General features: G+C 70.3%; 18 protein-coding genes. 10 read left to right on the plus strand and 8 right to left on the minus strand.

The window, feature by feature from the left end; translation table 11 throughout:
* The first annotated feature begins 255 nt into the window (after positions 1 to 255).
* From ACLJOK_RS07140 to ACLJOK_RS07150, 3 genes are all read left to right on the plus strand, one after another.
* Positions 256 to 4,209, plus strand: a complete 3,954-nt coding sequence (locus ACLJOK_RS07140; RefSeq protein ID WP_410817013.1) for a ThuA domain-containing protein — start codon at positions 256 to 258, stop codon at positions 4,207 to 4,209.
* A gap of 105 nt (positions 4,210 to 4,314) precedes the next feature.
* Positions 4,315 to 4,662 (plus strand): PadR family transcriptional regulator, encoded by a 348-nt coding sequence (locus ACLJOK_RS07145; protein WP_410817014.1) that lies wholly within the window; start codon positions 4,315 to 4,317, stop codon positions 4,660 to 4,662.
* Positions 4,659 to 5,735 (plus strand): hypothetical protein, encoded by a 1,077-nt coding sequence (locus tag ACLJOK_RS07150; RefSeq protein WP_410817016.1) that lies wholly within the window; start codon positions 4,659 to 4,661, stop codon positions 5,733 to 5,735. The genes ACLJOK_RS07145 and ACLJOK_RS07150 overlap by 4 nt, the downstream gene beginning before the upstream one ends.
* A gap of 13 nt (positions 5,736 to 5,748) precedes the next feature.
* Here ACLJOK_RS07150 and ACLJOK_RS07155 read toward each other — a convergent pair whose 3' ends face one another.
* Positions 5,749 to 6,105 (minus strand): hypothetical protein, encoded by a 357-nt coding sequence (locus ACLJOK_RS07155; protein WP_410817018.1) that lies wholly within the window; start codon positions 6,103 to 6,105, stop codon positions 5,749 to 5,751.
* A gap of 55 nt (positions 6,106 to 6,160) precedes the next feature.
* Here ACLJOK_RS07155 and ACLJOK_RS07160 point away from each other — a divergent pair, with 55 nt between their 5' ends.
* Complete coding sequence (locus ACLJOK_RS07160) at positions 6,161 to 6,613, plus strand: MarR family winged helix-turn-helix transcriptional regulator (RefSeq protein ID WP_410817019.1); 453 nt, start codon at positions 6,161 to 6,163, stop codon at positions 6,611 to 6,613.
* A gap of 37 nt (positions 6,614 to 6,650) precedes the next feature.
* Here the strand turns inward: ACLJOK_RS07160 and ACLJOK_RS07165 are convergent, their stop codons facing one another.
* Together ACLJOK_RS07165 and ACLJOK_RS07170 are read right to left on the minus strand one after the other, a co-directional pair.
* Positions 6,651 to 7,118 carry a septum formation initiator gene (locus ACLJOK_RS07165; protein WP_410817021.1) on the minus strand — a complete coding sequence of 156 codons (468 nt, stop codon included), beginning with the start codon at positions 7,116 to 7,118 and terminating at the stop codon, positions 6,651 to 6,653.
* Positions 7,119 to 7,175: 57 nt separating this feature from the next.
* Positions 7,176 to 8,075 carry a helix-turn-helix transcriptional regulator gene (locus ACLJOK_RS07170; protein WP_410817022.1) on the minus strand — a complete coding sequence of 300 codons (900 nt, stop codon included), beginning with the start codon at positions 8,073 to 8,075 and terminating at the stop codon, positions 7,176 to 7,178.
* Positions 8,076 to 8,179: 104 nt separating this feature from the next.
* Between ACLJOK_RS07170 and ACLJOK_RS07175 the strand changes: the two genes are divergently transcribed.
* The 4 genes from ACLJOK_RS07175 to ACLJOK_RS07190 are packed head-to-tail and all read left to right on the plus strand — an operon-like array spanning position 8,180 to position 11,465.
* The gene (locus ACLJOK_RS07175) at positions 8,180 to 8,878 is read left to right on the plus strand and encodes an SDR family NAD(P)-dependent oxidoreductase (RefSeq protein ID WP_410817023.1); all 699 of its coding nucleotides are present in this window, start codon (positions 8,180 to 8,182) and stop codon (positions 8,876 to 8,878) included.
* A gap of 25 nt (positions 8,879 to 8,903) precedes the next feature.
* On the plus strand, positions 8,904 to 9,599 hold the full coding sequence (locus tag ACLJOK_RS07180; protein WP_410817024.1) for a response regulator transcription factor: 696 nt from the start codon (positions 8,904 to 8,906) through the stop codon (positions 9,597 to 9,599).
* Positions 9,596 to 10,882: an ATP-binding protein gene (locus ACLJOK_RS07185; protein ID WP_410817026.1), complete on the plus strand. Its 1,287-nt coding sequence runs from the start codon at positions 9,596 to 9,598 to the stop codon at positions 10,880 to 10,882. The genes ACLJOK_RS07180 and ACLJOK_RS07185 overlap by 4 nt, the downstream gene beginning before the upstream one ends.
* 28 nt (positions 10,883 to 10,910) lie before the next feature.
* Complete coding sequence (locus ACLJOK_RS07190; protein WP_410817027.1) at positions 10,911 to 11,465, plus strand: DUF5872 domain-containing protein; 555 nt, start codon at positions 10,911 to 10,913, stop codon at positions 11,463 to 11,465.
* 34 nt (positions 11,466 to 11,499) lie between these two features.
* On the opposite strand, the gene ACLJOK_RS07195 is transcribed toward ACLJOK_RS07190, so the two are convergent.
* Positions 11,500 to 12,378 carry a LysR substrate-binding domain-containing protein gene (locus ACLJOK_RS07195; protein WP_410817029.1) on the minus strand — a complete coding sequence of 293 codons (879 nt, stop codon included), beginning with the start codon at positions 12,376 to 12,378 and terminating at the stop codon, positions 11,500 to 11,502.
* A 70-nt stretch (positions 12,379 to 12,448) separates the two neighbouring features.
* Between ACLJOK_RS07195 and ACLJOK_RS07200 the strand changes: the two genes are divergently transcribed.
* Both ACLJOK_RS07200 and ACLJOK_RS07205 read left to right on the plus strand, forming a co-directional pair.
* Positions 12,449 to 12,928 carry a GNAT family N-acetyltransferase gene (locus ACLJOK_RS07200; RefSeq protein WP_410817030.1) on the plus strand — a complete coding sequence of 160 codons (480 nt, stop codon included), beginning with the start codon at positions 12,449 to 12,451 and terminating at the stop codon, positions 12,926 to 12,928.
* A gap of 161 nt (positions 12,929 to 13,089) precedes the next feature.
* Positions 13,090 to 13,629, plus strand: coding sequence for a PepSY domain-containing protein (locus ACLJOK_RS07205; protein WP_410817031.1), 540 nt, complete (start codon positions 13,090 to 13,092; stop codon positions 13,627 to 13,629).
* Between the two features lie 102 nt (positions 13,630 to 13,731).
* Here the strand turns inward: ACLJOK_RS07205 and ACLJOK_RS07210 are convergent, their stop codons facing one another.
* The 4 genes from ACLJOK_RS07210 to ACLJOK_RS07225 all read right to left on the minus strand — a co-directional run bounded on the left by ACLJOK_RS07210 (position 13,732) and on the right by ACLJOK_RS07225 (position 19,631).
* A complete protein-coding gene (locus ACLJOK_RS07210; RefSeq protein ID WP_410817033.1) occupies positions 13,732 to 15,624 on the minus strand; it encodes an ABC transporter ATP-binding protein in 1,893 nt (630 codons plus the stop codon).
* A 582-nt stretch (positions 15,625 to 16,206) separates the two neighbouring features.
* Positions 16,207 to 17,457 carry a DUF222 domain-containing protein gene (locus ACLJOK_RS07215; RefSeq protein ID WP_410817035.1) on the minus strand — a complete coding sequence of 417 codons (1,251 nt, stop codon included), beginning with the start codon at positions 17,455 to 17,457 and terminating at the stop codon, positions 16,207 to 16,209.
* A gap of 276 nt (positions 17,458 to 17,733) precedes the next feature.
* Positions 17,734 to 18,225 (minus strand): HAD domain-containing protein, encoded by a 492-nt coding sequence (locus tag ACLJOK_RS07220; RefSeq protein ID WP_410817037.1) that lies wholly within the window; start codon positions 18,223 to 18,225, stop codon positions 17,734 to 17,736.
* Positions 18,226 to 18,422: 197 nt separating this feature from the next.
* Complete coding sequence (locus ACLJOK_RS07225) at positions 18,423 to 19,631, minus strand: chitosanase (RefSeq protein WP_410817039.1); 1,209 nt, start codon at positions 19,629 to 19,631, stop codon at positions 18,423 to 18,425.
* Between the last annotated feature and the right edge of the window lie 35 nt (positions 19,632 to 19,666).

Genomic DNA, 19,666 nt, shown 5'->3' on the forward strand with positions numbered 1-19,666 from the left:
GCCTAACCGACGGGTCGGTACGCAGAGGCGATCGTCGCGCACCGGATGCTCGCTGCGGTTGGTGGCCCGAAAACCGTTATTCGATCTCACTTAGCTCGGTCGACCCTGACCTGCGGAGATAACGCTCTCACGGATGCTGGGAGAGTGCTTGACGCGCCCGTGATCCGGACGCAACGATGCATTTACATGTCTCGTCCCACCACCGCCAGGCGTGATCGGCGCACGCCGTCCCTCGCACCGCGAAAGGACCCCACTGTGCGCAGATCCCTGAGATCGTGGCTCGGCCTCGCGCTGAGCGCGATCCTCGTGGCGGGCGGCATCGTCGCCTCGCCACCCACGGCCAGCGCCGCACCGTTCACCGTCCTGGTCTTCAGCAAGACCGCCGGGTTCCGGCACGGGTCCATCACCCCGGGCATCGCCGCGATCCAGCAGCTCGGCGCGGCAAACGGCTTCACCGTCGAGGCCACCGAGGATGCCGCGCAGTTCACCGACGCCAACCTGGACCGGTTCGCCGCGGTGATCTGGCTCTCCACCACCGGCGACGTGCTCAACGCCGCCCAGCAGGCCGCGTTCGAGCGCTACATCACCGGCGGCGGGGGGTACGTGGGCGTGCACTCCGCCTCCGACACCGAGTACGACTGGCCCTGGTACGGGGGACTGGTCGGGGCGTACTTCGCCTCGCACCCGGCCGAGCAGAACGTCACAGTGAAGGTCGCCGACCAGGTGCACCCGTCCACCGCGACGCTGCCACAGCGGTGGAGCCGGTTCGACGAGTTGTACAACTACCGCACCAACCCCCGCGGCAACGCGCACGTGCTGGCCACCCTGGACGAGACCACCTACACCGGGGGAAGCATGGGCGCCGACCACCCGATCTCCTGGTGCCAGAACTACTCCGGCGGCCGAGCCTGGTACACCGGCCTGGGGCACACCGACGCGTCGTACACCGAGGCGAACTTCCGTCAGCACCTGCTCGGCGGCATCCGGACGGCCGCCGGCGCTGTCGACGCCGACTGTGGCCCCACCGTCACCAGCAACTTCCAGCAGGTGGAGCTGGCCAAGGGAGCGGCCGAGACCGGTGAGCCGATGAGCCTCACCGTCCTGCCCGACCGGGGCGTGCTGCACACCTCCCGCAACGGCGTGATCCGGCACACCGACGCCGCCGGCAACACCAAGATCGCCGCCACCCTGCCGGTCTACACAGGCGACGAGGAGGGTCTGCAGGGCATCAAGGCCGACCCGAACTTCGCCACCAACCGCTGGGTGTACGCGTACTTCGCCCCACCACTGAGCACCCCCGGCGGCGGTGCGCCCGCCGAGGGCACGCCGGCCCAATTCGCCGTCTGGGAGGGCGTCAACCGGCTGGCCCGCTTCACAGTGAACGCTGACAACACCATCAACCTGGCCAGCGAGACGTTGATCCTCAACGTGCCGACCAGCCGGGGCATGTGCTGCCACGTCGGCGGTGACATGGACTTCGACGCTGCCGGCAACCTCTACCTGTCCACCGGTGACGACACCAACCCGTTCGACTCGGCCGGCTTCACCCCGATCGACGAGCGGGCCGGGCGTAACCCGGCCTTCGACGCGCAGCGCACCTCGGCGAACAGCAACGACCTGCGCGGCAAGGTCCTCCGGATCAAGCCGAGCGCGGCCGGCGGTTACACCATCCCGGCCGGCAACATGTTCGCCCCGGGCACCGCGCGGACCCGCCCGGAGGTCTACGCGATGGGGTTCCGCAACCCGTTCCGGATGAGCGTGGACAAGGCCACCGGCATCGTCTACCTCGGTGACTACGGCCCCGACGCGGGCACCGCCGACCCGAACCGGGGGCCGGCGGGCAACGTCGAGTTCGCCCGGATCGACCGGCCCGGCTTCTACGGCTGGCCGTACTGCACCGCCCGCAACGACGCCTACAACGACTACACCTTCCCGTCCGGGCCGTCCGGAGCGAAGTTCAACTGCGCGGGTGGGCCGGTGAACAACTCGCCCAACAACACCGGCATCACCCAGCTGCCACCGGCCGTCTCGGCGTGGCTGCCGTACGGCGGCTCCGGCTCGCCGCCGGAGTTCACCGGCGGTGGCCTGTCGCCGATGGGCGGGCCGGTCTACCGGTACGACCCGAACAACACCTCGCCCGTGGCGTTCCCCGAGTACTACGACGGGACCTACTTCGCCGGTGAGTTCGGTCGCCGCTGGATCAAGAACATCAAGCTCGACGCGTCCGGCCAACCACTGAAGATCAACCCGTTCCCGTGGACCGGCACCCAGGTCATGGACATGGAGTTCGGCCCGGACGGCGCGCTCTACGTGCTCGACTACGGCACCGGCTGGTTCAACGGCGACGCCAACTCGGCGCTCTACCGCATCGAGTACGCCCGCGAGGGCAGAGCACCCGTCGCGAAGGTGTCCGCCACCCCGACCAGTGGCACCGCGCCGCTGACAGTGGCCTTCTCCTCGGCCGGCACCCTCGACCCGGACGGCGACCCGTTCACCTACGCCTGGGACTTCGACAACAACGGCACCACCGACTCGACAGCGGCGAACCCGAGCTTCACGTACACCACCAACGGGACCCGCAGCCCGACGCTGACGGTTCGGGACACCACTGGCAAGACGGCCACCGCGAGCGTGGTCGTCACGGTCGGCAACAGCGCCCCGGTGGTCACCGTCAACACCCCGTTGAACGGGCAGACCTTCAATTTCGGGGACGCGGTGCCGTTCTCCGTCACCGTCACCGACGCCCAGGACGGCGCGATCAACTGCGCCCGGGTCACTGTGAACTACGTCCTCGGCCACGACTCGCACGGCCACCAGCTCGGCAGCGTGCAGGGCTGCACCGGGGTCATCCAGACCTCGGCCGACGGCGAGCACGACACGGCGGCGAACATCTTCGGCATCATCGACGCCGAGTACACCGACCTGGGTGGAGGCGGCCAGCCGGCGCTGACCACGCACACCCAGGCGGTGCTGCAACCTCGGGTACGCCAGGCCGAGCACTTCGGTGACTCGTCCGGCGTCCAGATCGTCGCCGGGGCGGCCGGCCACGGCGGCGCGGCGGTCGGCTACATCGACAACAACGACTGGATCTCGTTCCGTCCCTACAACCTGACCGGCGTCCAGTCGTTCAGCGCCCGGGTCGGCGCACCGGCCGGCGGCGGCGGCACTGTGGAGTTGTGGGTCGACTCACCCACCGGGCAGCTGGTCGGTTCGGCCACCGTCGTGCCCACCGGCGGGTACGCCAACTTCGCCACTGTCACCGGTGGGGTCACCGCCCCGACCGGCACTCGGACCCTGTTCCTGGTCTTCAAGGGCACCGGCCCGTACTTCGACATCGACGAGTTCACCCTCTCCACCAGCCCCGGCGGCCCCGGGCCGGACCCGGATCCGGACCCGGATCCGGACCCGGATCCCGAGCCGGGCGCCAACCTGGCCCGGGGCAAGCCGGCGCGTGCGTCCAGCTTCGAGGGCGGGTTCGGCGCGGCCAACGCGTTCGACGGCGTGGCCGGTACCCGCTGGGGCAGCGCCTTCGGCGACCCACAGTGGATCGACGTGGACCTCGGTGCCACGTACGCCATCAACCGGGTCAAGCTGACCTGGGAGGCGGCGTACGGCAGCGGGTACCAGATCCAGACCTCACCGGACGGTGTCAACTTCACCACGATCCGTACGGTGACCGGTGGCGACGGCGGGGTGGACGACCTGACCGGGCTCAGCGGGTCCGGCCGGTACATCCGACTGCTCGGCACCACCCGGGGGACCGCTTGGGGCTATTCGCTGTTCGAGTTCGAGGTGTACGGCGGCACCGGAAGCCCGACCGGCGGCAACCTGTTGCTGAACAAACCCACGTCGACGTCCAGCAACGAGGGGACCGACGTGTCCGGCGCCCAGGCCGTCGACGGCAGCCTCACCACCCGCTGGTCGAGCACGTTCGCCGACCCGCAGTGGATCCGGGTGGACCTCGGCAGCGCCACCGCGATCGGCCGGGTCAAACTGAGCTGGGAGGCGGCGTACAGCAGCGCGTACCAGATCCAGACCTCGAATGACGGCACCACCTGGACCACAGTGAAGACGGTGACCGGGGCTGACGGCGGCGTGGACGAGCACACCGCGCTCGGCGCCAACGGCCGCTACCTGCGGATCTACGGCACCGCCCGGGGCACCGGATATGGCCACTCGCTCTGGGAGTTGGAGGCGTACTCCAGCTGAACCACCACCGATGACGTGGCCGGCACGGATCAGCGTGCCGGCCACGTCCGTCGCTGTGCTCCTGCCGTCCTTGCATATACCGGCTGCCGGTATATGCTTCCTGGCATGGCTGAGGCTCCACTGCGGGAACCGACGTTCCTGGTGCTCACCGCGCTGGCGGAGGCGCCCATGCATGGGTACGCCGTCATCGAGGACGTTCTGCGCATCTCCGACGGCCGGGTGCGCCTGCGCGCCGGCACCCTCTACGCCGTCCTCGATCGACTCCGCGCCGACGGTCTCATCGAGGTCGAGCGCGAAGAGGTGGTGCAGTCCCGGCTGCGCCGCTACTACCGCCTCACCGCCCTGGGCGCACGGCGGCTCACCGAAGAGGCGTCCCGCCTGCGACACAACGCGGACGCCGCTCGGGTGCGGCTGCGCCGCGGCGGCCTACTGACCGACGGGGGTGCGGCGTGAGCAGCGTCGATCTGGAACGCCGCTACCGACGGCTACTGGCCGTCTATCCATGGGAACACCGTCGGGTGTACGAGGACGAGATGCTGGCCGTGCTCCTCGCCGGCGCGCGGCCGGGCCAGCGGCGACCCGGCGCTGCTGACGTACGGAATCTGGTCGGCGCCGGCTTGCGGGCGCGGCTGCGGGTGGGCGCACGGGGGTTCACCGAGCCGAGCTGGGCGGACGCGGCGACGGTGACCGGCCTGCTGGTCGCTGCCGTCCTACTGGCCCTCGCCAGCAGGGCGCTGCTCGACCAGCTCGTCCGCGCGCCGAGCCTGCCACAGGGGTTTTCGCCGAGCGGCCCAGATCTTGTCGACTGGCTGCGGGTCGCCGGCTGGGCGGGCGTCTGCGCGGCGGTGCTGCTCGGGTGGCGTTGGCTCGCCGCCGGCCTGGCCTGGGCCGGCGTGCTCGGCTGGGGTGCGTTCGTCGCCCCGCAGACGGGTGACAACCCGACGTACGTGGTGGACACGTTGCCGCAGTTCGCCCTCGCCGTGGTGGCTGCCGCCGCGCTCACAGTGCCGGCGCCGCGTCGCCGGGCGATCGCGCTGCTGGGCGTGCGCCGGCTGCTGGCGCTGGTGCTCGCGCCGGCCGCAATGGTCGCGCTGTTGGTGACGAACCGGGTGACCAGCCCCACGTTCGACTTCGTCGGTGAGGTGTCCTATCAGGTCTTCTACGACCTGGAGGCAAGCACTGGGCTGGTCCTCTGGCTCTACGTCGCGGGCCTGGCGGCCGCCGTGTCGGCAATGGTGATCGCGGTTGCCACGCTCACTCCGGAGGTACGCCGACGGGTCGTCGTCATGCTCCTGCCCGTGGCGGCCCTCGACCTGCTGATCGACAGCGCCCTCGCCGGTTGGGCAACCTCGACCATGAACATGGGACACGCCATCCCTCTGGTGCCAACGCAGTGGGCGATGCTGGTGCTGGTCGCGCCGGTGACCTTCTTGGCCGGGGCGTTGCTCGTGCGACGTCGAGAGGAGACCCTGCGCATGGTCGCCCTCGGCCGGAACGCAGACCGCGAGCAGCCAATGGGTCAGTGAAGGGGCAGACTGCTCACCCGACAGTGGGTCTCCCACGATCGTCCGGGAACACCGCTCGGCTGAGATAGTGCCGGGACTGCCGGTCGAAGCGCCCGAGCAGATCACGGGCAGCGGGCGGGACGACCGAGGTTGACGGATCGCCGCCGGTGAAGGCCGCCACCGCGGCGAAGTCGGTGAATGTCATGGCGGTGAGAAACTCGCTGCCCTTGGCGGGATCCAGCTCCTGCGGGGAACGACGCAGAACCCGAAGCTCCTGTAGCCCGTTCACGCCCCGGGCGAGGATCGCGGGGGCGATGTCCTGCGTCAACAACCGTTCGTAGGCGTCAGCGAGAGCGGGCTCCGTCCACCCGCTCCACAATCGAAGAATCATGACAGCATGCTGTCATCCTGGTATTAGGCTGTCAATCTGCGGTAACGTGCTGCCGATGACGGAACGGAAGCAGGGCCGGGTCGACGCCTATCGGCTGCTGATGGCAGACGTGTACGAGCTGGCCGGCGAGTCTCGGCGCTCAAGTGAGGAGCTCGCCCGAGAAGAAGGACAAACTGCCGCCCGGTGGCACGTGATGAGCGTGCTCTCCGACGGCTCCCGCACCGTCGCGAGCGCGGCGCGCAGACTCGGCCTCGCGCGGCAGAGCGTGCAGCGAGTGGTCGACGACCTGGCCCGAGCCGGGATGGTGGAGTTGCACGACAATCCCGATCACCGCCGCGCGCCACTCGTGACACTCACGGAAGCGGGTCTCGTCACGCTCACCGGTCTACTGGAACGCTCGGACACTGACCGTCGGGACGCCGTGGACCGAGCCGGTCTCAGCATTGGCGACCTTGAGAATGCTCGCGCGACACTCCGGAGGTTGGTGGACGCCCTACGGAGCCGGTGAACCCACCGCGACATCCACCGCACGTGCTCCCGGGTCGTCAGTCGTCGGCGACGGCCACCGGCTCCGAGCCGATGCAGCGCACCTTCAACTCGTACTCCCGGGCCGCCCCCTGGAACGTGACCTCGACGTCGTCGTCCGGGCCCCGGTCCACGTCGCGGACCCGGTAACCCTGCGCGGGCGCCCACGAGACGAGGCGTACCCCGCCGACGCCGCACTCGGCGACGGCCGTGCCGCCGTCCGTGGCGAACCCCCGGCGGGCCCCGGAGCTGGCGCTCGGCGCGGCCGAGGCGGGGCCCGTGCTGCCCGGCGCGGCCGAGGCGGTGCTCGTGGTGGGCGCCGGCTCCGGTGCGGCGAGCGCCCGCTCGATCTCGGCCTCGCTGCGCACCCCGCCCGGGGTGCCGGTGAGGCTCTCGCCCACCAACCGGATCGCCCCCAGGCCGATCACGGTGGCGATGGCAGCGGTGGCCACCCACCCGGTGGCGACGAGGATTGAACGACGGCCCATCGCCTGACTATCCCCGATCCATTGTTGTCGCCGGCACATCCGGACCCTAAGGCACGGTTAACGCCTGCCCGGGTGGCGGGCATTGTCGTCGAGGTCCGCACGCGCCGCCGGGTCGTGGACGCCTGCCACCGTGGCGAGGCGGATCTTGGTCTCGTCGTCGGTGCCCGGGGCCGCAGTGAGGATTACGATCTTCAGTTCGGCGTCGCCGTCGGTCAGGACATCGCAATCGACCCTGACGTTACCGACCGCCGGGTGTTCGACAATCTTGCAGTCTTCCCGGTGAGCTGTGACAGTCCCGGCCGCCCACAGGTCGGCGAACTGCTCGTTGCCCTCGGCGAGATCACGGATGAGCTTCGCCAGGCGGCGATCACGGGGAAACCGACCGGTGGCCCGCCGCAGGTCGGAGACGACGGCGGCGCTCGTGGCATCGGCGTCCAAGGAGATCACGGGCCAGCGTGACATCCCCGGCCCGTCGGAGTTCACTGGGAAGGTGTCGCGGGCGAAGTTGCGACGAACCGGCGGGGACGCCGACGGGTCGCCCAGCAGCGCCGCCCAACTCTGGTTCCACCAGATCGCTTGCCAGTCCGCGGCAAACACGGCGACGGCAGCGTCACCGAGGCGCCCCACCACCCGCTGCACGCCCGGCGGCATGTGATCAGAGATCTCGTCGTCCGTCGGCGGGGCCAGGTTGGCCAGCCGGAAGAGATGGTCGCGCTCGGCGGACGTCAGCTGTAGGGCGCGAGCGAGCGCGGAGGTCACCTGCGCCGACGGTGTGGTGGCCCGCCCCTGTTCCAGCCGCACGACGTAGTCGACCGACACACCGGCCAGCTCGGCCAGCTCCTCCCGTCGCAGCCCGGCGGCTCGGCGCCCATGGCCGGCGGGCAGCCCGGTGGCGGCCGGCGACAGGCGGTCACGCCAGGCGCGGATCGTCGCGCCCAGTCCCGCAGCCTGTGTCATCACGCCTCGATTGTTTCCCAGACCACCAGGAGGAGGGTGGTATTGCTTGTCCTACCGTCGCGACGTCTCTGGTACATGCCTGGGCGGCGACAAACGATGGGTGCATGACGATCACCTTCATCACCGGAGCCAACAAGGGGCTCGGTCGCGAGACCGCCCGCCGCCTCATCGAGCTGGGTCACACCGTCGTCGTCGGGGCTCGCGACCCGGAGCTGGGCGCCGTGGCGGCGGACACACTCGGAGCCCGGTTCGTGCAGATCGACGTCACCGACGACGACTCGGTCGCCGCGGCGGCCGCCGCGGTCGAGAAGCACGAGGGCCGCATCGACTTGCTGATCAACAACGCGGGCATCCACGGCCCGTTCGGGGACCCGAGCGAACTGACCAGCGGCGACCTGCTCGCCGTTCTCGATGTCAATCTCCTCGGCGTGGTGCGGACGACGACCGCGTTTCTGCCGCTGCTGCGTCGGTCACCCGACCCAGTGATCATCAACGTGAGTAGTGCGATGGGCTCACTGGCCGCCACCCATGACCGTTCGCGAGCCGAATCGGGTGTCATCGCCCCCGTCTACACGTCCTCCAAGGCGGCGCTCACCATGCTGACCACCCAGTACGCCAAGGCGCTGACGGACGTCCGGATCAACGCCGCCGACCCCGGATACACCGCGACGGACCTCAACGGAAACAGCGGTCCGCAGACCGTCACCGAGGGCACCGACGCCATCGTCGCCCTCGCGACGGAAGGTCCGGGACACGGCTCGGGCCGCTTCGTCGACCGCCACGGCGAGATCGCGTGGTCGTAGGCGGTGAGCCGCTAGCCTGCCAGGTGTGCCGCGTCTACTGCTCATCGAGGACGACCTGACGATCCGTACCCCGCTGATCCGGGCCCTGCGCGAACGCGGCCACGCGGTGGCGGCGGCCTCGACCGCGATGGCCGGGCTCCGCGACGCGCTGGAGGACCGACCCGACCTCGTCGTGCTCGACCTGGGCCTGCCCGACCTGGACGGCCGCGAGCTGCTGCGGATGCTGCGCGCGGTCAGCTCGGTGCCGGTCATCGTGGCCACGGCGCGCGACGACGAAACCGAGATCGTCCGGGTGCTCGACGCGGGCGCCGACGACTACGTGGTCAAACCGTTCACAGCGGCGCAGCTCGACGCCCGCGTCCGGGCGGTGCTGCGGCGGGGCCCCGCCGGCGCCGACGGGCAGGACCCCGCGCTCGTCGTCGGCGGGCTCCGCGTCGACCCCCGGGCCAGGCAGGTGACAGTGGACGGGGTCGCTGTCGAGCTGACGCCCCGCGAGTTCGATCTGCTGCACCACCTCGCCGGCCGACCCGGCCAGGTCGTCACCAAACGTGAGCTGCTCACGGAGGTCTGGCAGATCCCGTACGGCGGTGCCGACAAGACAGTCGACGTGCACCTGTCCTGGTTGCGTCGCAAGTTGGGGGAGAACGCCCAACAGCCCCGCTACCTGCACACAGTGCGGGGTGTCGGGGTGCGTCTCGAAGCCCCGGCGGCGCAGTCGTGAGGGCGCGTCTCGCGCTGCTTGTCGCCGCGGTCAGCGTCCTCACCCTCATCGCGTTCCTGGTGCCGTTGGCGTTGCTGGTCCGCACCGTCGCCGAGGACCGGGCCACCGTTCGGGCCACCGCCGACGCGCAGAGCCTGGTGCCGGTGGTCGGCACCGCCGACGCGGCGACCATCCGGCTCACCGTCGAGCAACTCGCCGCGGAGTCCGGTCGACCGGTGAGCGTCTTCCTGCCGGACGGCACGGTGCTCGGCGCCCAGACACCGCGTACGCCCGCGGTGGCCCTTGCCGCGCGCGGACAGAGCCTCACCGGCGAGTCGGCGGCCGGCCGGGAGGTGGTCATCGCCGTGCAGGGTCGGTCGGACGGCACCGGGGTGATCCGGATCGCGGTGCCGCAGCACGAGCTGACCGCCGGGGTCACCCGGGCCTGGCTGGTGCTGGCGCTGCTCGGCGTGATCCTCGTGCTGATCGGTCTGCTGGTCGCCGACCGGCTGGCGCGCACCCTGGTCCGGCCGATCAACGACCTCTCGGCCGTCTCGCACCGGCTGGCCAACGCCGAGCTGGACGCCCGGGTCACGCCGGCCGGCCCGCCCGAGCTGCGCGAGGTGGCCGGCGCGCTCAACCATCTCGCCACCCGGATCCAGGTGCTCCTGGTGCAGGAGCGCGAACAGGTCGCCGACCTGTCCCACCAGCTGCGTACGCCGCTGACCGCGTTGCGGCTGGAGGCGGAGTCGTTGCGTGACCCGGACGACGCCGCCCGGATCACCGCCGCCGCCGACGGGCTCGAACGCGCGGTGACCGGGTTGATCCGGCAGGCGCGGTGGCGGCACGCACCGGCGCAGCCGGCCTCCTCGGACGCGGCGGCGATCGTCGCCGACCGGGTCGCGTTCTGGTCGGTGCTGGCCGAGGACACCGGCCGGGTCGTCACCCTCGACCTGACGCCCGGCCCTCTTCCCGTCGGTGTGGCCGTCGACAACCTGACGGCGGCCGTGGACGCCCTGCTCGGCAACGTCTTCGCGCACACCCCCGACGGGACGCCGTTCGCCGTCCGGCTTGCTCGGGAGGCCGGCGAGGTGGTCCTCACGGTTGCCGACGAGGGGCCGGGAATGCCCGCCGGGGCGATCCGGCGGGGTGCCAGCGCGGCCGGGTCCACCGGCCTCGGCCTGGACATCGCCCGGCGTGCCGCGCAGGCCGCCGGCGGTCGACTGGAGTTGCGGGCCGGCCCGCGAGGCGGTGCGCAGGTGCTGCTCCGGCTCGGGCCTCCGACCTCGCCGCAGGACGCATAGCCGCTGCGGTGCCGGGTAGCTGCCAGTCATGGCGCGGTATACGAAACCCGAGCTCAGAGAGCAGATCAAGGAAGAGATCAAGGCTTCCGACAAGGGCGGCCGGCCCGGGCAGTGGTCGGCGCGCAAGTCACAGCTGGTCACTCAGGAGTACAAGAAGCGCGGTGGCGGATTCCTGGGCGAAAAGGACGAGCGGCAGAAGTCTCTCCAGCGCTGGGGCAACGAGAAATGGCAGACGAAGGAGGGCGACACCCGTGCGCGCAAGGGCGCCACGACGAGTCGTTACCTGCCCAAGAAGGCCTGGGAGGAGATGTCGGAGAGCCAGAAACGCGCTACCGACACGAAGAAGCGCGAAGCGTCCCGATCCGGCAAGCAGTACGTCGCCAACACCGGGCCGGCCAAACGGGCGCGGCGGGACGCCACCACTGCCGGACAGATGACGGAGATGTCGGTCGCGGAGGCGGCCAAGCTGGTCCGCGGCCTCGACACGCGACAGCTCAAGACCGCCCTGCGTAACGAGCGTGCCAGCAAGGACCGCAAGACGCTGGTCCAGCGGCTGGAAGCGGAGCTCAACCGGCGCGGCTGACAGTGCCGGCACGGCTGGTGCCGCGCCGAGCGCGTCAGGGCGCAACCTGCTGCCCGAAGCCCGTCGAGGTGATCCGGTCGTCATCTCGGCGGCGCAGGATCCGCACCTCGCTGGTGGCCCCGGTGTCGGTCAACGGCAGCACTCCCACCGGAGCGGGCACCACTGCGGCGATGCTCGCCGGCGCGATCGTCACTCCGAGGCCGGCCGCGACCAGGTGCGCCACGGTGGCCCAACTGCTGGCGTGCTGGACGATGCGCGGCGTATAGCCGGCTTCCAGGCACGGCCGGAGATTGCGCTGGTAGGCCAGTTCGCCGGCCACCCGTGGAATGAAGACGAACGGGTCGTCTCGTAGCACTGCGGCGCTGATCGCGGGGTCTCCCGCGTGGGGGTGATCGGTCGGCAGAACGGCGACGAAGGACTCGGTGGCAAAAGTGGTGCCGACCAGGTCGTCGTGGTCGTCCGCGTCCCGAACCACGCTGAGATCGACCTCGCCGTTCAACAGCCGCTCGACGATGCGCGCCGTGTACGCCTCATGCAGGCGTAGGTGGACCGCCGGATAGCGCTCGCGGAACCGCCGGATCGGCCCAGCCAGCCCGAGGTGGATAGCCGAACTGACGAAACCGATGTCGAAGCGCCCCTGCTCCCCGCGCCCGATGCGGCCCGCCTCGTGCACGTCGTCGGCCACAGCGGCCAGCACCCGCCGGCACCGGTCCAGATACGCCTCACCTGCGGGCGTCAGTGCCACCGATCGGGAGGTCCGAACGAACAGCGGCGTACCGATCATCGCCTCGAGCTGGCGGATCTGCTGCGACAGCGGCGGCTGGGCCATCCGCAGCCGCACCGCGGCCCGGCCGAAGTGCAACTCCTCAGCGACCGCGACGAAGTAGCGCAGGTGGCGCAACTCGGGTTCCATACAGCAAGGATATGAATGAACCCGAACAAGATATTGGACGTACGAATAGCGGCGGCCGGAGAATCCCACCATGAACCCGAGCACGCTGACCGTCACCTCCATGACGACCGCCGAGGAGGCCGAGGCCTTCCGGACGCTGAACGAAGAATGGATCTCCCATTTCTTCACCATCGAGGAGTCCGACCGCAAGACGCTCGACGACCCGTTCGGGGCCATCGTCGACCCGGGCGGCGACGTGCTGATCGTCCGTGACGGCCCGGAGATCGTTGGCTGTGTCGCCCTGGTTCGCAGCTCGGACGACGTCTTCGAACTGTCGAAGATGGCGCTGACTCCGGCGGTGCGGGGCAAGGGCCTCGGTCGCCAGCTCATCGAGGCGGCGATCGAGCGCGCTCGCGGGCTCGGCGCGGGCACCCTGTTCCTGGGCAGCAGCACCAAGCTTCCGAACGCTGTGCACCTCTACGAAACCACCGGTTTCCAGCACGTCAGTCCGGACCAGGTCCCACTTCCGCCGTACGCCCGCGCCAACGTCTTCATGCGGATGGCGCTCTGACCGGTTCAGGCCGACGCGCAGACCGGTTCAGGCCGACGCGCAGTCCCGAAGGGGCGGCGCAGGATCGTCGGCTTAACCCGCCCTTAGCGTTCGGACAGCGCGGCGCTATCCCGATGTGGCCGATCCTCGGAGTCGACAACCGAGGAAAGGTGGACACCACGATGAAGCGCACCAATCTGCTTCTGGCGTCGGTCGGCGGGTCGGCGGTGCTGGCGGTGGCCGGGGTCGCGCTCGGCGTCAACGCCGCGAACGACTCGCGGACCGGCGGCACGGCTCTCGCCGCGGCAACCGTCGCGCCGGCGGCCACCGACGCGCCGGTGATCACCGGTTCGCCGTCGGCCGGCACCCCGTCGGGTACGCCGTCGAGCGGCACGCCGTCCGGTACGCCGTCGGCCGGCAGCGCGCCTGCGGGCAGCGCCGTCGACGAGAAGAGCGCCGGTGAGATCGCGCTCGCCAAGGCCGGTGGCGGTCAGATCGTCGAGGTCGAAGCCGAGCAGGAGAACGGCCGGCCGGTGTGGAGCGTCGAGGTCGTCGCGGGCGACACCGAGCACGAGGTGGACGTCGACCGGGACAACGGTTCGGTGGTCAAGGCCGAGCAGGAGCCGGTCGACGACGACGACGCTGACGATGACGACGACAACGACGACAACGACGACAACGACGACAACGACGACGACAAGGACGACAACGACAACGACTGACCGTCGCCGCCCACCCCTGGTGATTCCATTCGGGGTGGGCGGCGGCGCGTTGCGACGCGGTGGTCGGACTGTCCTTCGCGGGCGGATCCACCACCGCGTGCGTCATATGGCGACGCGTTGCTCCTGGACCGTCGGCTGGTCCTGGGCGAACTGGGTGCGGTACAACTCGTGGTAGCGGCCGCCAGCCGCGAGCAGGTCACTGTGTCGCCCGCGCTCGACGATGCGTCCCGCCTCCACGACGAGGATCTGGTCGGCCGCCCGGATGGTGGAGAGCCGGTGCGCGATGACCACGCTCGTCCGGCCGGTCAACGCCTCGGCGAGGGCGTCCTGGACCGCCGCCTCCGAGGTGGAGTCGAGATGCGCTGTGGCTTCGTCGAGGATGACCACACGCGGACGAGCCAGCAGCAGTCGCGCGATGGTGAGCCGTTGCCGTTCCCCGCCGGACAGGCGGTATCCGCGCTCGCCGACGACGGTGTCCAGCCCATCGGGCAGTGAGCGGATCAGGTCCTCGAGGCGGGCCCGCCGGAGCACATCCCACATCTCGTCCTCGGTCGCGTCCGGCTGGGCGAACGCCAGGTTGGCGCGGATGCTCTCGTGGAAAAGGTGCCCGTCCTGGGTCACCACGCCCAACGCCGTCCGGATCGACTCGGCCGACAGCTCACGTACGTCGACGTCGGCCAGCTTCACCGCGCCGTCCTCGACGTCGTACAGGCGAGGCACAAGCTGCGCGATCGTCGACTTGCCCGCCCCGGAGGAGCCGACGAGCGCCACCATTTGCCCCGCTTCGGCGCGGAACGACACCCCGTGCAGCACCTCCTCACCGCCGCGCGTATCGAGCTTCGCCACGTCCTCGAGGGACGCGAGCGACACCTTGTCCGCTGAGGGGTAGCCGAACCGGACCCCGTCGAACTCGACAGCGACCGGCCCCTCCGGAAGGGGCCGGGCGTCGGACCTGTCGAGGATCAGCGGCTTGAGGTCGAGGACCTCGAACACCCGCTCGAAGCTCACCAGCGCGCTCATCACCTCGACCCGAGCACTGGCCAGCGAGGTCAACGGTGCGTAGAGCCGCGAAAGGAGCAACGCGAGGGCGACCACCGTCCCGGCGTCGAGGCTGCCCCGTAGGGCGTAGAGACCTCCGAGCCCGTAGACCAGGGCCAACGCCAGCGAGCCAACGACGGTGAGCGCGGTGATGAAGACCCACTGGAGCATCGCGGCGCGGACGCCGATGTCCCGGACCCGACGAGCCCGGGCCGCGAACTCGGCGGACTCCTCGGCCGGCCGCCCGTACAGCTTGACCAGCGTGGCACCGGGTGCGGAGAAGCGTTCCGTCATCCGGGTACTCATGGCGGCGTTGTGCTCGGCCGCTTCACGCTGCAACTGGGCGAGCCTCGAACCCATCCGGCGGGCCGGGAGAACGAAGATCGGCAGCAGGACAAGCGCCAGCAGCGTGATCTGCCAGGAGAAGGTGAGCATCACGGCCAGCGTCAGCATCAGCGTGACGGCGTTGCCGACCACACTCGACAGGGTGTCGCTGAAGGCCCGCTGCGCGCCGATCACGTCGTTGTTGAGGCGGCTGACCAGCGCACCCGTGCGGGTCCGCGTGAAGAACGCCACCGGCATGCGCTGAACGTGGTCGAAGACGGCTGTCCGCAGTTGGACGATCAGCCCCTCACCGATGCTGGCGGAGAGGAATCGCGTCACCAGACCCAGCCCGGCCTCGGCGAGGGCGATCACGGCGATCAGCACGGCCAACCGGATCACCACGCTGCTGTCGGCGCCGTCGACGATCGCGTCGACCACCCGACCGGCGAGAACGGGCGCCGCCACAGTGAGAACCGCCGTCACCACACTCAACAACAGGAACCTGATGATCAAAGCGCGGTGTGGCCGTGCGAACTGCGCGATCCGCTTCAGGGTGGCGCGTGACAGCGGCCGCTCATCCTGCGCGTTCATCGCGTGGTGCAGGGACATCCACGCGGTAACTTCCATGCTCATTCCGTACCTCCGATACCGGAGGCTATGACCTCATCTGAGCTTGAGGTCAAGTCGCCACGCGAGTCTGTGGCTACGGGTTGTTCACAGTGGTCGTAGCCCAGGACCGCATAGGTGCCGTCGACGACAGCCGGTTCCGCGCTCAACGACGACGAGCTCGCGCCCGTGAAGCACTGGCGCGTGAGGTTGTTCCACAAGCCGTCGCGGCTCGCTGCGGGTCGTCTTGGGCCGTCGCGGGTGGCGCAGGCGGCTGAACGCGTTGCGGGTCGTGGTGGGCTGTCGAAGGCGATCGTGAGCTGTTGCGAGTCGGCGGGACGCTGCTGGCCGACGACGGCGTCACCTGGCTCGCCGGCCGACGCGGCGGTGCAACCCGGCGCAGGCCGTCGTGAGCTGCTGCGGGTCAGTGCGAGCCGCTGCGAGCTGCTCTCTTCACGACCCCGCCGGCACGCGCCCGGGACGTGCCGCTCGGCGCTTCGGCCTTCGCGGCGGGCGCCTGACCAACCAGCCTCCTAGGATGCCTTAGGCGGTGTGCGGTGTGCGACGGTCGCGATCCGACAAGGGGTGATCGTTCTCGGCTGCCTGCCCCTATGTTCGTCGGTGGTAATGGTTGCGGCGGGGGAGTTGTTCGGGGTCGAGCCAGGCGGGTGGGACGAATTCGGGCTGGCCGTCGTGGCCGAGATGGATGGTCCAGTCGCTGTGGTGCAGGTGTCGGTGGTGGTGGCCGCAGAGCAGGACGGCGTTGTCGAGGTTGGTTGGGCCTCCGTCGGCCCAGTGGTGGATGTGGTGGGCGTGGCACCAGCGGGGTGGTCGGTCGCAGCCGGGGAAGGCGCAGCCGCGGTCGCGGAGTACGAGGGCGCGTCGTAGCGGCCCGGTGATGAGGCGGCGTTGTCGACCGACGTCGAGTGGTTGGCCGGTGCCGCTGAGGACGGCGGGCAGGATGGTGGCGTCGCAGGCGAGTCGGCGCACCGTGTCCGGGGTGAGCTGTAGGCCGATGTCGAGCGTGCCGGCACCGAGTTGCCGGGTTAGTCCGTCGTAGCTGGTGGTGACGACGATCTGCGCGGGGTCGCCACCGCTGTCGGGTAGCTCGCCGGTGTGGAGGGCGAGGCGGCACACCTCGGCGAGGGCGTCGTGGCGGCGTTGCCCGGGGGAGCGGGTGTCGTCGGGGTCGGAGGGTGCGGTCAGTGGGTCGATGGCGGCGCGGAGCAGGCCGGCGGTTTCGGTGTCGAGGGTGCCGGTGAGTCGGAGGCGGCCGTCGGTCTGTTCGGACAGGGTGAGGTGTCGGTCGTGGGTGGCGCGGCGTGCGTCGGCGTCGAGGGCGGCGTGGGCGGCGGCGTCGGCGATCTCGGGGGCGACGTGGTCGAGGATGCGGGTGCCGAGTTTGCGTAGGTGGGTGGGGTCGAACTGTGCGGCCCAGTCGGTGAGCACACCAACGGCCTTCTCGGCGGCCTCGGTGCCGGCGGTGGCCTGCACGCTGGTGGCGGTGTCGGCGATGACTCGGGTCTGGTCGAGGGTGATGTGCCCGTCGGCTAGGGCTTGTCGGATGCCGGGGTTTCCGGTGTCGAGGGCGGTGGCGAGGTCGATCAAACGCCGGGCGGCGGGGACGGTGAGTCGCAGTCGTTCGCGCAGCCACGCGGCGGTGTTGGAGGCTCCGTGGGTGCGGGCGGTGCCGCGGCCGTCGATCTCGCGGATGAGGGCGAGGGTGACGGCGGCGAGGCGTTGCTGAAGGCGGTGCGCGGCGTCGAGCGCGGCGATCGGGTCATGTTCCGGGAGCGGCCATGCGGGGGCGTCGACGCAGGCGGCGCCCGCGTCGTCTGCCTGCGCCAACTCCTCGACCATGCCCCGAGATTAGAACAGGTGTACGACAATGTCAGTCACCATGATCGATTCGACCGGCTGGTCGCCGAAGGGCTCATCGGTGCCGGATTTTCCCAGATGGGGGCGGTGGTAGGCGTGCTTGGCGGTGCCGGGAGTGGGTATCGACAGCGCCTGGCATCAGGGACGGCTGCGTGTCGGCGAGGTTGCCGGTCGCCCGGTATGAACGAGAGCTGGGCGCGTCGGTAGGGATGCGCGAGCTGGGCGCGTCGCCAGGGATAGCGAGGGCCGGGCGCGTCGCTAGGGACTAGCCAACGGGCGTCGAAGAGCCTTGGCCCACGTCATGACCTGATCTATGGAGTTGCGGGTGAGGCCACTCGTCGGCTCGACGGTGATCAACAGGGTGGGGCTGCTGCGTGCTGCGGCCCAGCTGTACGCCTGCGGCGTGTGGAGGTCGTCGATCCAAGCCGCGGGCCGTCGCTGGGCGTAGGCGGCGATGACCGGAATCTTGTCGCTGGGGTGGAACGGTGCGGGTGGCATGGTGATCACGGGCAGGGGAGCGATGCCCAGAAGCGGAGCGAGGAGTTGGTTGGCTTCGTCGTTCCAGCTCGTGGCCCAGGCGATGTCCAGGACGGCGCCCGCCTCGGTGATCCAGGCGCCGTGGGCGGGATTGACACGGACGGGCTCTTCGCCGGGGAACAGGTGGTGCTCGGTGTAACCGGCGGGCGGTCGAGGTGTCCCGTAGGGGTTGAGGACACCGTCGATGTCGAGCAGGAGCAGAGGCCGGTTCACCCGGAGGATCCTGCCGTGAACGGTCCGCCGGTGGTGACCGCGACACAGGTCAGCGGTCAAGGCGCGCCTGCCAGGACCGGCCGGGCAAGCACCAGGCGGCCGCGCAGCCGCGGGCAGACAGCAGGCGGCCGGGGCGCAGGGGCCGGGCGGCGGGGTCGTCGGCGAACGAACGACGACCCCGCCACCATTCCAACCGCTCAGCCGATGCGGAACTGGTCGCCGTAGACGGCGAACACCAGTGGCGTGTTCAGGTTGAAGTTGCCGTTGTTGAGGAACACCCGCTGGGCGGTGTCGACGCGGGAGGTGTCCGAGTGGGCCTCCTCCTTCTTCATCTCGATGACCCGCTCGTCGAGGAACGCGTTGAGCCAGGTCCGCTCGTCGCCGCCCTGGGCTGGCGGCTTGGCCCGGTTCAGGGCGCGGCTGCGGATCTGGCGCATCCCCTCGTACCCGTGCATGACCGCCGCGTCGTAGTAGGCGAACTGACCGAGCGCCCGGACCTGGTCGTTCTTGCCGTCGCGTACCGATGGGTTGAAGTAGACCCTGTCGCGTTCGGCCTCCTGGGCGGCCTGGAACACCGAGTCGGTGGCCGCGGTCCGCCAGTCGCGGGGGAAGTTGGGGTCGAGCCCGGCGTGCGACGGGGTGCCGTTGACGTTGCGCAGCGCCGGCAGGTAGCCGGCGAGTACGTTGCCCGGCTTGGTGCGGGTGTACGCCTCGACCAGTTCGAGCATGTCGCCGGTGCCGGAGCAGAAGCCGATGATGCCGGCGGTGTAACCCCGACCGTCGCCGATGTCCTCGATGTAGGAGAACTGCGCGCGCCAGTCGAGCGAGGAGTTTTCCGCGGCCGAGACGAGCTGCATGGCGACGTTCTTCTTCGCCGGGTCGTCGAGGTTGGTGCCGGTCGGGGTGGTGGGCGTGGGGGTGGGGGTGCCGCCGCCCGGCAGGGTCCACCGCTGGTTCGTGGTGCCGCCGCAGGTCCAGATCTGCAGCCGGGCGCCGTTCGCGGTGCTCCGGTCGGTGACGTCGAGGCACTTGCCGGAGCCGGAGTTGACGAGCGCGCCGTTGCTGGCGGTCCACTTCTGCGCGCCGGAGTTGTTGCAGTCGTACAGCTGGACCTTGGCGCCGTTGGCGGTCGACGCTGCGGTGACGTCGAGGCATTTGCCGAGCGCCCGGATCGAGTTGTCGGTGTTGCCGACGGTCCACGTCTGGGCCGCGCTGCCGTTGCAGTCGTAGAGCTGGACGGCCGTGCCGTTGGCCGAGCTGGCGCCGGCCACGTCGATGCATTTACCGCCGAGGCCGGTGATCGGGCCGGCGGTCGCGGCGCTCGCCGACGGCAGGCCGTAGCCGACGGCGGCGACGCCGACCAGCAGGGTGCCCACGACGTAGGCGGCTGTTCTCTTGTGAACCATTGTGTTCCTCGGGGAAGGGGCGGCGTGCCGCCGGC

The sequence above is a fragment of the Micromonospora sp. 050-3 genome (assembly GCF_046549335.1).
GTDB classification, from domain to species: Bacteria; Actinomycetota; Actinomycetes; order Mycobacteriales; family Micromonosporaceae; genus Micromonospora; species Micromonospora trifolii.

Bases quoted from the DNA above. Each gene is read 5' to 3' on its own strand.
- ACLJOK_RS07145 (WP_410817014.1), top strand. From the start codon at position 4,315: ATGGCTGAGGCTCCACTGCGGGAACCGACGTTCCTGGTGCTCACCGCG.
- ACLJOK_RS07155 (WP_410817018.1), bottom strand. From the start codon at position 6,105: ATGATTCTTCGATTGTGGAGCGGGTGGACGGAGCCCGCTCTCGCTGAC.
- ACLJOK_RS07160 (WP_410817019.1), top strand. From the start codon at position 6,161: ATGACGGAACGGAAGCAGGGCCGGGTCGACGCCTATCGGCTGCTGATG.
- ACLJOK_RS07165 (WP_410817021.1), bottom strand. From the start codon at position 7,118: ATGGGCCGTCGTTCAATCCTCGTCGCCACCGGGTGGGTGGCCACCGCT.
- ACLJOK_RS07170 (WP_410817022.1), bottom strand. From the start codon at position 8,075: ATGACACAGGCTGCGGGACTGGGCGCGACGATCCGCGCCTGGCGTGAC.
- ACLJOK_RS07175 (WP_410817023.1), top strand. From the start codon at position 8,180: ATGACGATCACCTTCATCACCGGAGCCAACAAGGGGCTCGGTCGCGAG.
- ACLJOK_RS07190 (WP_410817027.1), top strand. From the start codon at position 10,911: ATGGCGCGGTATACGAAACCCGAGCTCAGAGAGCAGATCAAGGAAGAG.
- ACLJOK_RS07195 (WP_410817029.1), bottom strand. From the start codon at position 12,378: ATGGAACCCGAGTTGCGCCACCTGCGCTACTTCGTCGCGGTCGCTGAG.
- ACLJOK_RS07200 (WP_410817030.1), top strand. From the start codon at position 12,449: ATGAACCCGAGCACGCTGACCGTCACCTCCATGACGACCGCCGAGGAG.
- ACLJOK_RS07205 (WP_410817031.1), top strand. From the start codon at position 13,090: ATGAAGCGCACCAATCTGCTTCTGGCGTCGGTCGGCGGGTCGGCGGTG.
- ACLJOK_RS07210 (WP_410817033.1), bottom strand. From the start codon at position 15,624: ATGAGCATGGAAGTTACCGCGTGGATGTCCCTGCACCACGCGATGAAC.
- ACLJOK_RS07215 (WP_410817035.1), bottom strand. From the start codon at position 17,457: ATGGTCGAGGAGTTGGCGCAGGCAGACGACGCGGGCGCCGCCTGCGTC.
- ACLJOK_RS07225 (WP_410817039.1), bottom strand. From the start codon at position 19,631: ATGGTTCACAAGAGAACAGCCGCCTACGTCGTGGGCACCCTGCTGGTC.